We start from the raw sequence: 13,698 nt of genomic DNA on the forward strand, positions 1-13,698 counted from the left end.
AGCCGGCTCCTACGAAAAGCTGTTCCCCATCGCGCACCACTTTGTTACCGAACGCCCCAGCGTGGCTCAAAACCACGCTTCAGTAACAATCGTCGCGACCTCCAAAAAATCCCCGCAGAAAATTTCATCTTCGCCAGAACCCTTGTTTCAGGCGCTCTCCAGCCATTTCAGAGTTTTTCTTGAACACCCATCCAGCAAGTTGGCCGCTTGATTGCATATGCTTGTATGTACAAGTAAAGACGTATGCGTATGAGTCATGAAGACTCAACCGTCGTCCACTGATTCGCCGGTGTGCACTGATGTCCATCGGCTTGCTCGCCCACTGCCTGGGTTGGTTTTGGATTGATTGCTGAGGAGTTCTTTTCGTGACTAAATTTCGTGACGTTGAAATCCGCGCTGCCCGCGGTAACACGCTGACCGCCAAGAGCTGGCTGACCGAAGCGCCGCTGCGCATGCTGATGAACAACCTCGACCCGGAAGTCGCCGAGAACCCTAAAGAACTGGTGGTTTACGGTGGTATCGGGCGTGCAGCGCGTAACTGGGAATGCTACGACAAGATCGTCGAAAGCCTGACCAACCTGAACGACGACGAGACCCTGCTGGTGCAATCCGGCAAGCCGGTCGGCGTGTTCAAGACCCACAGCAACGCTCCTCGCGTACTGATCGCCAACTCCAACCTGGTGCCACACTGGGCGAGCTGGGAACACTTCAACGAACTGGACGCCAAAGGCCTGGCCATGTACGGCCAGATGACCGCCGGCAGCTGGATCTACATCGGCAGCCAGGGCATCGTCCAGGGCACCTACGAAACCTTCGTCGAAGCCGGTCGCCAACACTACAACGATGACCTGAAAGGCAAGTGGGTCCTGACCGCTGGCCTGGGCGGCATGGGTGGCGCACAGCCGCTGGCTGCAACCCTGGCCGGCGCTTGCTCGCTGAACATCGAATGCCAGCAGGTCAGCATCGATTTCCGTTTGAAAAGCCGCTACGTCGACGAGCAAGCCACCGACCTCGACGACGCACTGGCCCGCATCGCCAAATACACCAAAGAAGGCAAGGCGATCTCCATCGCGCTGCTGGGTAACGCGGCTGAAATCCTGCCGGAGCTGGTCAAGCGCGGCGTGCGCCCGGACATGGTCACCGACCAGACCAGCGCCCACGATCCGCTCAACGGCTATCTGCCGGCCGGCTGGACCTGGGACGAGTACCGCGCTCGTGCCAAGACCGAGCCTGCTGCTGTGATCAAAGCCGCCAAGCAATCGATGGCCGTGCACGTCAAAGCGATGTTGGACTTCCAGAAAATGGGCGTACCGACTTTCGACTACGGCAACAACATCCGTCAGATGGCTCAGGAAGAAGGCGTGGAAAACGCATTCGACTTCCCGGGCTTCGTACCGGCTTACATCCGTCCACTGTTCTGCCGTGGCATCGGCCCGTTCCGTTGGGCTGCACTGTCGGGCAACGCTGAAGACATCTACAAGACCGACGCCAAGGTCAAAGAACTGATCCCGGACGACGCCCACCTGCACAACTGGCTGGACATGGCCCGCGAGCGCATCAGCTTCCAGGGTCTGCCGGCACGTATCTGCTGGGTTGGCCTGGGTCTGCGCGCCAAGCTGGGTCTGGCGTTCAACGAAATGGTGCGCAGCGGTGAATTGTCCGCACCCATCGTCATCGGCCGTGACCACCTGGACTCCGGTTCGGTAGCCAGCCCGAACCGCGAAACCGAATCGATGCAGGACGGTTCCGACGCCGTGTCCGACTGGCCACTGCTCAACGCTCTGCTGAACACCGCGAGCGGGGCGACCTGGGTTTCCCTGCACCACGGCGGCGGCGTCGGCATGGGCTTCTCCCAGCATTCGGGCATGGTGATTGTCTGCGACGGTACGGACGAAGCGGCAGAGCGCATTGCTCGCGTTCTGCACAACGACCCGGCGACTGGCGTTATGCGTCATGCCGATGCCGGTTACCAGATCGCCATCGACTGCGCCAAGGAACAAGGGCTGAACCTGCCGATGATTACCGGCAAGTAATGCTTGCCCTGTAGGGGCCGGCTTGCTGGCGATAGCATCAGTGCGTTGCACCAGACACACCGCGCCGCATGGATCGCCAGCAAGACGGCTCCTACAGGGGATTGTCCAACCCACAATAACAATCCACAGAGGTTGAACCATGGCTGTCACCAGCGAACGTGCAGGCAACAAACCGTTGATCGAGAAACGCTCGATCGACTACATCCCGGAAGCGGAAAGACACGGTCGTCTGTTCAGCCAGTTCACCCTGTGGATGGGGGCCAACCTGCAAATCACCGCGATTGTCACCGGCGCATTGGCGGTGGTGCTCGGCGGTGATGTGTTCTGGTCGCTCATCGGTTTGCTGATCGGGCAATTGCTCGGCGGTGGCGTGATGGCGTTGCATGCGGCGCAAGGGCCCAAGCTTGGCTTGCCGCAGATGATCTCCAGCCGGGTGCAGTTCGGCGTTTATGGCGCGGCCATCCCGATTGTGCTGGTCTGCTTGATGTACCTGGGCTTTACCGCAACGGGAACCGTGCTTTCCGGCCAGGCGCTGGGCCAGTTGTTTGGGGTCAGCGACACCGTCGGCATCCTGCTTTTTGCCAGTGTCATCGTGCTGGTCACGGTGCTCGGTTATCGGGTGATCCATTGGATCGGCCGTGTTGCCAGTGTCATTGGCGTGATTGCCTTTGTTTATCTGTTCAGCCGTCTGATGAGCCAGGTTGACGTTGGCGCGCTGTTGCAAATCCGCCACTTCAGCTGGAGCAGTTTCCTGCTGGCGGTGTCGCTCGCGGCGTCCTGGCAGATCGCCTTCGGCCCCTATGTGGCTGACTATTCCCGCTACTTGCCGAGCAAAGTTTCCTCGGTAAAGACCTTTTTTGCCGCAGGCGCAGGTTCGGTCATTGGTGCACAGGTAGCGATGGTTCTCGGCGTGTTCGCTGCCGCGTCGGCCAACGGGCAATTCGCCGGCCACGAAGTGGCCTACATCGTTGGTCTGGGTGGTACCGGTGCTACCGCTGCGCTGCTGTACTTCAGCATCGCGTTCGGCAAGGTCACCATCTCCACGCTGAACTCCTACGGCAGCTTCATGTGCATTGCGACCATCATCAGCGGCTTTCGCGGTGAGCTGAAAGTAACGCGCTTGCAGCGTCTGGTGTTCGTGCTGGTCATCGTCGGTGCTGCGACCCTGATGGCGTTGCTCGGCCAGCACTCGTTCCTCGGTGCATTCAAGTCCTTCATCCTGTTCTTGCTGGCGTTCTTCACGCCCTGGAGCGCGATCAACCTGGTGGATTACTACTGCATCACCCGCGAACGCTATGACGTGCCGGCGCTGGCCGATCCGAACGGTCGTTACGGCCGCTGGAACACTCTCGGGATCAGCGTCTATGTTTTCGGTGTGTTGGTGCAGCTGCCGTTCATCTCCTCCAAGTTCTATACCGGTCCGCTGGTGGATGCCCTGGGGGGAGTGGATATTTCCTGGATCATCGGCCTGGTGCTGCCCGCCGCCCTGTATTACCTGTGCGCAAAAAAATGGCACGGCACAGTGCCCGATCAACTGATCCTGCCGGTCGAGCAGGACGCCGTCATCGAACAAAAGCTGAGCACCGGCCGCGCTGCGGCGCAGGCCTGACTGGACGTGGACAGGGCTGGATGCCTTTTGACTGCCGTAAGCCCATTCATGATTAGGAGCGTCAAGACAATGAAATCGAACAAGACCCTGCTGACCACATTGCTTTCCATGGGCCTGCTGGCCAGCGCCGGCGCCACGCAGGCGGCGGGTTGGTGCGAGTCGGGGAAACCTGTGAAATTCGCCGGTCTGAACTGGGAAAGCGGCATGCTGCTGACCGACGTGTTGCAGGTCGTGCTTGAGAAAGGCTACGACTGCAAGACCGACAGCCTGCCGGGTAACTCCATCACCATGGAAAACGCCCTGAGCAGCAACGATATTCAAGTATTCGCCGAAGAATGGGTCGGCCGCAGCGAGGTCTGGAACAAGGCCGAGAAGGCCGGCAAGGTCGTCGGTGTCGGCGCTCCTGTAGTCGGTGCTGTCGAAGGCTGGTACGTGCCGCGCTACGTGATCGAAGGCGATGCCAGCCGCAAGCTCGAAGCCAAGGCGCCAGACCTGAAAAACATCGCCGACCTGGGCAAGTACGCCACGGTGTTCAAGGATCAGGAAGAGCCGACCAAAGGCCGCTTCTACAACTGCCCGGCCGGTTGGACCTGTGAGCTCGACAACAGCGAAATGCTCAAAAGCTACGGCCTGGAAAGCACCTACACCAACTTCCGCCCAGGCACCGGCCCGGCGCTGGATGCCGCCGTGCTGTCGAGCTACAAGCGCGGAGAGCCGATCCTGTTCTATTACTGGTCGCCGACGCCGCTGATGGGCCAGGTCGACCTGGTCAAGCTTGAAGAAAAACCGGGCGTGGACAAGACCGTGACCATCAAGGTCGGCCTGTCCAAGACCTTCCATGACGAAGCCCCGGAACTGGTGGCCGTACTGGAAAAGGTCAACCTGCCGATCGACCTGCTGAACCAGAACCTGGGGCGCATGGCCAAGGAGCGGATTGCTTCGCCGAAACTGGCGAAAATCTTCCTCAAGGAACATCCTGAAGTCTGGCGCCAGTGGGTGAGCGAAGACGCTGCCAGGAAAATCGACGCGGCCTTGTAGGTCGGGCTTCTCCGACTGCCGGCAACGGCAGTCTGATGCTTGATCGCAACCCCTTGATTGAGAGTCTCTTATGTTTCCCGAAAGCTTTACCTTTTCCATCGCCGACTGGGTCAACGGTTGGGTCGATTCGCTGGTAACCAATTACGGCGACGTGTTCCGCAGCATCTCCGACACCCTGTTGTGGGCCATCGTCAATCTCGAAGGCCTGCTGCGTGCGGCACCGTGGTGGCTGATGCTGGCGATCGTGGCCGGCGTGGCCTGGCACGCAACCCGCAAGGTGGTGACCACCGCGGTGATCGTCGGTTTGCTGTTCCTGGTCGGCGCGGTCGGCCTCTGGGACAAACTGATGCAGACCCTGGCGCTGATGATGGTGGCGACGGTCATTTCGGTGCTGATCGGCATCCCGCTGGGCATCCTCTCGGCGCGCAGCAATCGCCTGCGTTCGGTGTTGATGCCGCTGTTGGACATCATGCAGACCATGCCGAGCTTCGTGTACCTGATCCCGGTGCTGATGCTGTTCGGTCTGGGCAAGGTCCCGGCGATTTTCGCCACGGTGATCTATGCCGCACCGCCGCTGATCCGCCTGACAGACCTGGGCATTCGCCAGGTTGACGGCGAAGTGATGGAAGCGATCAACGCTTTCGGTGCCAACCGCTGGCAGCAATTGTTCGGCGTGCAACTGCCGCTGGCCTTGCCAAGCATCATGGCGGGTATCAACCAGACCACCATGATGGCCCTGTCGATGGTGGTGATTGCCTCGATGATCGGTGCCCGTGGTTTGGGTGAAGACGTACTGGTGGGGATTCAGACCCTCAACGTCGGACGCGGCCTGGAGGCGGGTTTGGCGATTGTGATTCTGGCAGTGGTCATCGACCGCATTACACAGGCGTACGGTCGGCCACGGCATGAGGTGAGCAAATGAACAACGCATCCGTAAGCAAGATCGAAGTCAAAAACGTCTTCAAGATTTTCGGTAACCGTTCCAAGGACGCGCTGGCCATGGTCGGCCAGGGCAAGACCAAGGAGCAAGTGCTGTCCGAGACGGGTTGCGTGGTCGGCGTGAACGATCTGTCCCTGAGCATCGGCAGCGGCGAGATCTTCGTGATCATGGGGTTATCGGGTTCAGGAAAATCCACTCTGGTGCGCCACTTCAACCGCCTGATCGATCCGACCAGCGGCGCGATCCTGGTGGACGGCGTGGACATCCTGCAATACGACATGGAAGCCCTGCGCGAATTTCGTCGGCGCAAGATCAGCATGGTGTTCCAGAGCTTCGGCCTGTTGCCGCACAAGAGCGTGCTGGATAACGTCGCCTATGGCTTGAAAATCCGTGGCGAAAGCAAAGCCCTGTGCAACGAACGGGCGCTGCACTGGATCAACACCGTGGGCCTCAAGGGCTACGAAAACAAATACCCGCATCAGCTGTCCGGTGGCATGCGTCAGCGTGTCGGCCTGGCTCGCGCCCTGGCGGCGGACACCGACATCATTCTGATGGACGAAGCGTTCAGCGCCCTCGATCCGCTGATCCGCGCCGAGATGCAAGACCAGTTGCTGGAGCTGCAAAAGACCTTGCACAAGACCATCGTCTTCATCACCCACGACCTCGACGAGGCCGTGCGCATCGGCAACCGCATCGCGATTCTCAAGGACGGCCGCCTGATCCAGGTCGGCACGCCGCGAGAGATCCTGCATTCGCCGGCGGATGAGTATGTCGACCGCTTTGTGCAGCGTCGGGCGGCGGTGGTTTAAGAAATTTGTGGTGGTTGTGCTGGCCCCCATCGCCAGCAAGCCGGCTCCTACAAGGTGTACACAATCCCTGTAGGAGCTGGCTTGCCAGCGATGGGGTCAGTGAAGCTGCATCAATATTCAGGTACGAGGTTAAAGATGTCCCAGGCTGAAAAAATCGTTATCACCCAAGCGCAAGTCACTTGGCAGGATGTGGTGGCCGTGGCCCGCGATGGCGCACCGCTTGAGCTGTCGGCGCCGATCTGGGCACGCATCGAAAACGCTCAGGCCATCGTCCAGCGCATCGTTACCAGCGGCGAACGCGCCTATGGCATCAACACCGGGCTGGGCGCGCTGTGCAACGTCTCGCTGCAGGACGAGCAACTCAGCCAGTTGTCGCGCAACACGCTGCTCAGCCACGCCTGCGGCGTCGGCACACCGCTGACCAACGAACAGACCCGTTCGATCATGTGCGCCGCCGTCATCAACTACAGCCATGGCAAATCCGGCCTGCACCGCCAGGTCGTCGAAGCGTTGTTGGCGCTGCTCAACCGTGGCATCACCCCGCAAGTGCCGTCCCAGGGTTCCGTGGGCTACCTGACCCACATGGCCCACATCGGCATCGCGCTGCTGGGCGTCGGAAACGTCAGCTATCGCGGGCAGATCGTTGCCGCGCAGCAAGCGCTGGCTGAAGAAGGCCTGCAACCGGTCAAGCTGGGTGCCAAGGATGGTTTGTGCCTGGTCAACGGTACGCCGTGCATGACCGGCCTGAGCTGCCTGGCGATTGGCGATGCCACGCGCCTGCTGGAATGGGCCGACGTGGTCGGCGCCATGAGTTTTGAAGCTCAGCGCGGACAAATCGATGCGTTTGACGCCGAGATCATCGCGCTCAAGCCGCACCCGGGCATGCAACAGGTCGGGATCAACCTGCGAGCCTTGCTCGACGGCAGTGAAGTGATCGCCCAGAGCAAGGGCATCCGCACGCAAGACGCTCTGAGCATCCGCTCGATCCCGCAGGTGCACGGCGCCGCGCGCGATCAACTGGTGCACGCGATCAAGCAAATCGAAACCGAGCTCAACAGCGCCACCGATAACCCATTGGTGTTGGGCACCGCGGATAACTACCGCGTTGTTTCCCAGGCCAACCCGCACGGTCAGTCCGTGGCAATGGCAGCGGACTTGCTGGCCATCGCGATGGCAGAAATCGGCTCCATCGCCGAGCGTCGTCTGGACCGCTTGATCAACCCGCACGTCAGTGGTCTGCCGGCATTTCTGGTGGCCAACCCGGGTGTGAATTCCGGGATGATGATCGTGCAATACGTGGCTGCTTCGCTGTGCGCGGAGAACCGCCAACTGGCGCAGCCGGCGGTGCTGGATAACTACGTGACCTCGGGCCTTCAGGAAGATCACCTGAGCCTGGGCACCAACGCTGCGCTAAAGCTGCATCGCGCACTGGAAAACTGCACGCAGATCCTTGCCATCGAGTATTTGTTGGCAGCCCAGGCGTTCGAATTCCTCAAGGAACAACGCTTCGGCGCGGGCACCGATGCCGCGTGGCGTCTGCTGCGTGAGCGCGTTCCGGCTTACGATCAGGATCGTTGGCTGGCGCCGGATATTGCCGCTGCTGCTGGCGTTTTGAAAGAAGCGAATTTGCTGCACAAGGTTTTGCCGAACCTGAACTGATTTCCATACAAAAACCAGCGTGCCAAGGCGCGGCTCCCCATAAGGTAGACGCGACGGACAACGGACATCTCCGGAGCGTCTGGTAGTTGATAACAAACTCTCAAAAGGAGCACATAAATGACTGCCCTAAACCTGATTCCCGGCCAACTGACCCTCGCTCAGCTGCGTGATGTCTTTCAACAGCCGGTACAACTGACCCTCGACAACAGCGCCTCGGCGCAGATCGAAGCCAGCGTTGCCTGCGTGGAACAAATTCTCGCCGAGAACCGTACCGCCTACGGGATCAACACCGGTTTCGGCCTGCTGGCCTCGACCCGCATCGCCAGCGAAGACCTGGAGAATCTGCAGCGTTCGCTGGTGCTGTCCCATGCCGCCGGTGTCGGCCAGCCGATCAGCGATGAGCTGGTCCGCCTGATCATGGTGCTCAAGGTCAACAGTCTGAGCCGAGGTTTCTCCGGCATTCGTCGCGTGGTGATCGATGCGCTGATCGCGCTGATCAACGCCGAGGTTTATCCGCACATTCCTTTGAAAGGCTCGGTCGGTGCGTCCGGTGATTTGGCGCCTCTGGCGCACATGTCGCTGGTGCTGCTGGGCGAAGGCAAGGCGCGCTACAAGGGCGAGTGGATGGAAGCCACCGAAGCGCTGAAAGTCGCCGGCCTGACTCCGCTGACCCTCGCCGCCAAAGAAGGCCTGGCGCTGCTCAACGGCACGCAGGTGTCGACCGCGTTTGCCCTGCGTGGCCTGTTCGAAGGCGAAGATCTCTTTGCGGGTGCCTTGGCTCTCGGCGGCCTCACCGTTGAAGCGGTCCTGGGCTCGCGCTCGCCGTTCGACGCACGCATCCACGCGGCCCGTGGTCAGAAAGGCCAGATCGACGCCGCCGCTGCTTACCGCGATCTGCTGGGAGAGCGCAGTGAAGTGTCCGATTCCCACGAGAACTGCGAGAAGGTGCAAGACCCTTATTCCCTGCGTTGCCAGCCGCAAGTCATGGGCGCCTGCCTGACTCAGTTCCGTCAGGCCGCCGAAGTGTTGGCCGTCGAAGCCAACGCGGTCTCCGACAACCCGCTGGTGTTCGCTGCTGAAGGTGATGTGATTTCCGGCGGCAACTTCCACGCTGAACCGGTGGCCATGGCGGCCGACAACATGGCGCTGGCCATCGCTGAAATCGGTTCTCTGAGCGAGCGTCGCATCTCGCTGATGATGGACAAACACATGTCGCAACTGCCGCCGTTCCTGGTGGCCAATGGCGGCGTCAACTCCGGTTTCATGATCGCCCAGGTGACGGCTGCTGCTCTGGCCAGCGAGAACAAGGCACTGTCCCATCCGCATTCGGTGGACAGTCTGCCGACCTCCGCCAACCAGGAAGATCATGTTTCCATGGCTCCGGCGGCGGGCAAGCGTCTGTGGGAAATGGCCGAGAACACTCGCGGGATTCTCGCGGTGGAATGGCTGGCGGCGGTGCAGGGGCTGGACTTGCGCAATGGCCTGAAGACTTCGACCAAACTGGAACAGGCTCGCGCCATTCTGCGTAAAGAAGTGCCGTTTTATGAGAAGGACCGGTTCTTTGCACCGGACATCAATGCGGCGACTGAACTGTTGGCTTCGCGGTGCCTGACTGAGCTGGTTCCAACCAAGCTTTTGCCTAGCCTGTGATGCCCCCATCGCTGGCAAGCCGGCTCCTACAGGGGTTCGTATTCACCCTGTAGGAGCCGGCTTGCTGGCGATTCGATTTTGAATACTGTGGAGACTAAGGGATGAAAATCCTCTGGCAACACTGCCACGTCGCAACCATGGCCCAAGGCGTCTACTCGATTATCGAGGACGCGGCCATCGTGACGTCCGGTGCGCTCATCGAGTGGATCGGCCCTCGCGCTGAACTGCCGGCGGGCGAGTACCCGGCGGTCAACGATTTGAACGGGGCCTGGGTCACGCCGGGCCTGATCGACTGCCACACCCACACGGTGTTCGGCGGTAACCGCAGCGGCGAATTCGAGCAGCGTCTGCAAGGCGTCAGCTATGCGGACATCGCAGCCAGCGGTGGCGGCATCGCCAGCACAGTGCGTGCCACCCGCGCTGCGAGTGAAGACGAGCTGTTCGCCAGCGCAGCCAAGCGCCTGAAAAGCCTGATGCGCGATGGCGTTACCAGCATCGAAATCAAATCCGGCTACGGCCTGGACCTGGCCAACGAACGCAAGATGCTGCGTGTGGCCCGTCGCCTCGGTGCAGAATTGCCGGTCAGCGTTCGCAGCACCTGTCTGGCGGCTCATGCCTTGCCGCCGGAATATGCCGATCGTGCCGACGATTACATCGATCACATCTGCGCTGAAATGCTCCCGGCCCTGGCCGCCGAAGGCTTGGTGGACGCCGTGGATGCGTTCTGCGAGTACCTGGCGTTCTCCCCGGCGCAGGTCGAGCGCGTATTCATCACCGCTCAGAAGCTGGGTTTGCCGGTGAAGCTGCACGCCGAGCAGCTGTCGTCGCTGCACGGCTCGAGTCTGGCGGCGCGTTACCAGGCGTTGTCCGCCGATCACCTGGAATTCATGACCGAAGACGACGCCATCGCCATGGCCAAGTCCGGCACCGTCGCGGTGCTGTTGCCCGGGGCCTTTTACTTCCTGCGCGAAACCCAATTGCCGCCGATGGAAGCCCTGCGCAAGCACGGCGTGAAAATCGCCATCGCCAGCGACCTCAACCCCGGCACCTCGCCGGCGCTGTCATTGCGCCTGATGCTGAACATGGCCTGCACCTGTTTGCGCATGACCCCGGAAGAAGCCCTGGCCGGTGCGACGATCCATGCCGCCACTGCATTGGGCATGGCCGACACCCATGGTTCGCTGGAAGTCGGCAAGGTCGCGGACTTCGTCGCCTGGCAAATCGATCGTCCGGCCGACCTGTGTTACTGGCTCGGCGGCGACCTGGAAAAACGCGTCGTGCGCCACGGCGTCGAATCAAGTTTGCAGGAGATCTGCTGTGGATAAGGTTCTGAACTTCAAACAAGGCCGCGTGCCGCTGCTGATCAGCATGCCCCACGCTGGCGTGCGCCTGACGCCTGCGGTCGAAGCCGGGTTGATCCCTGACGCGAAAAGCCTGCCGGACACCGACTGGCACATTCCGCAGCTCTACGACTTCGCCGCCGAACTGGGCGCCAGTACCCTGGCCGCCGAGTATTCGCGGTTCGTTATCGACCTTAACCGCCCGTCCGACGACAAACCGTTATATGTCGGCGCGACCACCGGCCTGTACCCGGCCACGTTGTTCGATGGCGTGCCGTTGTTCCGCGAAGGGCAGGAGCCTTCCAAAGAACAACGCGCGATTTATCTGGAGCAGATCTGGACGCCGTACCACAGCACACTGCAAAACGAGCTGGCGCGTCTGAAGGCCGAATTTGGCTACGCGCTGCTGTTCGATGCGCACTCGATCCGCTCGATCATCCCGCACCTGTTCGACGGCAAGCTGCCGGACTTCAACCTCGGCACCTTCAATGGCGCCAGTTGCGATCAGCAGTTGGCGACGCAACTGGAAGCCATTTGTGCGCGTCATGACCAATACACCCACGTGCTGAACGGTCGCTTCAAGGGCGGCCACATCACCCGGCATTACGGCAACCCGGCCGAAAACATCCACGCCGTGCAGCTGGAGCTGGGGCAGTGCACGTATATGGAAGAGTTCGAGCCGTTCCGCTACCGGCCGGACCTGGCGCAGCCGACGCAGGTTGTGTTGAAGGAATTGCTGCAAGGGTTGTTGGCGTGGGGCGAAAAGCACTACAGCGCTTAAACACGAAACGCTGGCAAGTGGGCTTTTGTGGCGAGGGAGCTTGCTCCCGTCCGGCGGCGAAGCCGTCGTAAACCCGGACAGTCAGGTGTATCTGACAAAACTCGGTTGAAGGGTTTTGGGGCTGCTACGCAGCCCAGCGGGAGCAAGCTCCCTCGCCACAGGTTTGATTGCGAACTCTTGCCAGGCTGGGCATGCTCATTGACGTAAATCGGGTTTATGATGCCCCACGGCAGAATAATAGAAGTCCCCCCAGGGATGACCTCGACCCCTTACGGAGCGCGCAATGCAGACTTTGTACCCGCAGATCAAACCCTACGCCCGGCACGATCTGGCTGTCGATGCGACCCACACCCTGTATGTCGATGAAAGCGGTTCTCCGCAAGGTTTGCCGGTGGTGTTCATCCACGGTGGCCCCGGTGCCGGATGTGATGCCCAGAGTCGGTGCTTCTTTGATCCGAACCTGTACCGCATTGTCACCTTCGACCAGCGCGGTTGCGGTCGTTCCACTCCCCACGCCAGTCTGGAAAACAACACCACCTGGGATCTGGTTGCCGACCTTGAGCGGATTCGCCAGCATCTGGGCATCGAAAAATGGGTGCTGTTTGGCGGGTCCTGGGGTTCGACCCTGGCGCTGGCCTACGCGCAAACTCACCCGGAACGGGTGCACGGTCTGATCCTGCGCGGGATCTTTCTTTGCCGTACGCAGGAAATCGAATGGTTCTACCAGGCGGGCGCCAGTCGTCTGTTCCCCGACTACTGGCAGGACTACATCGCGCCGATCCCGCTGGACGAGCGTGACGACTTGCTCAAGGCTTTCCACAAGCGCCTGGTCGGCAACGATCAGATTGCCCAGATGCATGCGGCCAAGGCCTGGTCCACGTGGGAGGGGCGCACCGCAACCCTGCGTCCGAACCCGCTGGTGGTCGATCGTTTCTCCGAGCCGCAGCGTGCGTTGTCCATCGCACGCATCGAGTGTCATTACTTCAGTAACAACGCTTTCCTTGAACCGAACCAGTTGATTCGCGACATGGGCAAGATCGCCCATTTGCCGGGGGTGATCGTGCACGGTCGCTACGACGTGATCTGCCCGTTGGACAACGCCTGGGAGTTGCACCAGGCCTGGCCGAACAGTGAACTGCAGGTGATTCGTGATGCCGGTCACGCCGCTTCCGAGCCAGGCATCACTGACGCGCTGGTTCGGGCCGCCAATCAGATGGCGCGCCGCCTGCTCGACCTGGCGCCCGAAGAAGCATGAAAGGCTTGTTGCAACGGGTGCGTGGAGCACGGGTCGAGGTAGCGGGCGAGGTGGTGGGTGCCGTCGATCAGGGTTTGTTGGTGCTGGTGGCCGTCGAGCCCGAAGACACTCGGGCCAGTGCCGACAAACTTCTAAATAAGCTGCTTAACTATCGGGTATTCAGCGATGCCGTGGGCAAGATGAACCTGTCCCTGGCGGATGTCGGCGGCGGGTTGCTGCTGGTCTCTCAGTTCACCCTCGCCGCCGACACCAGGAGCGGGCTGCGTCCGAGTTTCTCGACCGCGGCCCCTCCGGCCCAGGGAGAGGAACTTTTCAACTACCTATTAGACAAAGCGAAACAGGTGCATGGCACTGTGGCATCAGGTAGATTCGGCGCGGATATGCAGGTGCACCTGGTCAACGATGGCCCGGTTACCTTCCTGTTACAGACCTGAAAGCCCTTGAAACATCTTTTTAAGCGCTTTTCGGCTGAAAACAGGCGTTTTCCCCGATAAATACTTTGTTACGCCTGATGCGTTGTAACGCGGCCTACTAGATAATCGCGCGCTACGGGGATCGGCGTTCGTTGGTCCATTTTGACTTAG

General features: G+C 60.7%; 12 protein-coding genes. All 12 read left to right on the forward strand.

The window, feature by feature from the left end; genetic code table 11:
* A partial coding sequence (locus tag AD668_RS29750) for a hypothetical protein (RefSeq protein WP_218187246.1) occupies positions 1–211 on the forward strand: 211 nt, incomplete at its 5' end.
* 154 nt (positions 212–365) lie between these two features.
* Entirely contained in the window at positions 366–2,033 is a 1,668-nt protein-coding gene (hutU, locus tag AD668_RS00845; RefSeq protein ID WP_053153248.1) for a urocanate hydratase, read from the forward strand.
* Between the two features lie 139 nt (positions 2,034–2,172).
* Entirely contained in the window at positions 2,173–3,642 is a 1,470-nt protein-coding gene (locus AD668_RS00850) for a cytosine permease (RefSeq protein ID WP_053153252.1), read from the forward strand.
* A gap of 69 nt (positions 3,643–3,711) precedes the next feature.
* Positions 3,712–4,680, forward strand: coding sequence for an ABC transporter substrate-binding protein (locus AD668_RS00855; protein ID WP_053153255.1), 969 nt, complete (start codon positions 3,712–3,714; stop codon positions 4,678–4,680).
* A 70-nt stretch (positions 4,681–4,750) separates the two neighbouring features.
* Positions 4,751–5,602, forward strand: a complete 852-nt coding sequence (locus AD668_RS00860; RefSeq protein ID WP_053153259.1) for a proline/glycine betaine ABC transporter permease — start codon at positions 4,751–4,753, stop codon at positions 5,600–5,602.
* Complete coding sequence (locus tag AD668_RS00865; protein ID WP_053153262.1) at positions 5,599–6,429, forward strand: glycine betaine/L-proline ABC transporter ATP-binding protein; 831 nt, start codon at positions 5,599–5,601, stop codon at positions 6,427–6,429. The genes AD668_RS00860 and AD668_RS00865 overlap by 4 nt, the downstream gene beginning before the upstream one ends.
* Before the next feature lie 135 nt (positions 6,430–6,564).
* Positions 6,565–8,088, forward strand: coding sequence for a histidine ammonia-lyase (gene hutH / locus AD668_RS00870; RefSeq protein WP_053153267.1), 1,524 nt, complete (start codon positions 6,565–6,567; stop codon positions 8,086–8,088).
* 117 nt (positions 8,089–8,205) lie between these two features.
* On the forward strand, positions 8,206–9,738 hold the full coding sequence (gene hutH, locus AD668_RS00875; protein ID WP_053153269.1) for a histidine ammonia-lyase: 1,533 nt from the start codon (positions 8,206–8,208) through the stop codon (positions 9,736–9,738).
* A gap of 101 nt (positions 9,739–9,839) precedes the next feature.
* Positions 9,840–11,063, forward strand: a complete 1,224-nt coding sequence (gene hutI / locus AD668_RS00880) for an imidazolonepropionase (protein ID WP_053153272.1) — start codon at positions 9,840–9,842, stop codon at positions 11,061–11,063.
* Complete coding sequence (gene hutG / locus AD668_RS00885) at positions 11,056–11,859, forward strand: N-formylglutamate deformylase (RefSeq protein ID WP_053153275.1); 804 nt, start codon at positions 11,056–11,058, stop codon at positions 11,857–11,859. The genes hutI and hutG overlap by 8 nt, the downstream gene beginning before the upstream one ends.
* A 283-nt stretch (positions 11,860–12,142) precedes the next feature.
* Positions 12,143–13,114: a prolyl aminopeptidase gene (pip, locus tag AD668_RS00890; RefSeq protein ID WP_053153277.1), complete on the forward strand. Its 972-nt coding sequence runs from the start codon at positions 12,143–12,145 to the stop codon at positions 13,112–13,114.
* Positions 13,111–13,548, forward strand: a complete 438-nt coding sequence (gene dtd / locus AD668_RS00895; RefSeq protein WP_053153280.1) for a D-aminoacyl-tRNA deacylase — start codon at positions 13,111–13,113, stop codon at positions 13,546–13,548. Before pip ends, dtd begins: the two co-directional genes overlap by 4 nt.
* Positions 13,549–13,698 lie beyond the last annotated feature (150 nt).

This window comes from Pseudomonas sp. P1.8, assembly GCF_001269805.1.
Classification (GTDB): Bacteria; Pseudomonadota; Gammaproteobacteria; order Pseudomonadales; family Pseudomonadaceae; genus Aquipseudomonas.

Coding starts and splice junctions, on each gene's coding strand:
- AD668_RS00850 (WP_053153252.1), top strand. CDS start 2,173: ATGGCTGTCACCAGCGAACGTGCAGGCAACAAACCGTTGATCGAGAAA.
- AD668_RS00855 (WP_053153255.1), top strand. CDS start 3,712: ATGAAATCGAACAAGACCCTGCTGACCACATTGCTTTCCATGGGCCTG.
- AD668_RS00860 (WP_053153259.1), top strand. CDS start 4,751: ATGTTTCCCGAAAGCTTTACCTTTTCCATCGCCGACTGGGTCAACGGT.
- AD668_RS00865 (WP_053153262.1), top strand. CDS start 5,599: ATGAACAACGCATCCGTAAGCAAGATCGAAGTCAAAAACGTCTTCAAG.
- hutH (WP_053153267.1), top strand. CDS start 6,565: ATGTCCCAGGCTGAAAAAATCGTTATCACCCAAGCGCAAGTCACTTGG.
- hutH (WP_053153269.1), top strand. CDS start 8,206: ATGACTGCCCTAAACCTGATTCCCGGCCAACTGACCCTCGCTCAGCTG.
- hutI (WP_053153272.1), top strand. CDS start 9,840: ATGAAAATCCTCTGGCAACACTGCCACGTCGCAACCATGGCCCAAGGC.
- pip (WP_053153277.1), top strand. CDS start 12,143: ATGCAGACTTTGTACCCGCAGATCAAACCCTACGCCCGGCACGATCTG.
- dtd (WP_053153280.1), top strand. CDS start 13,111: ATGAAAGGCTTGTTGCAACGGGTGCGTGGAGCACGGGTCGAGGTAGCG.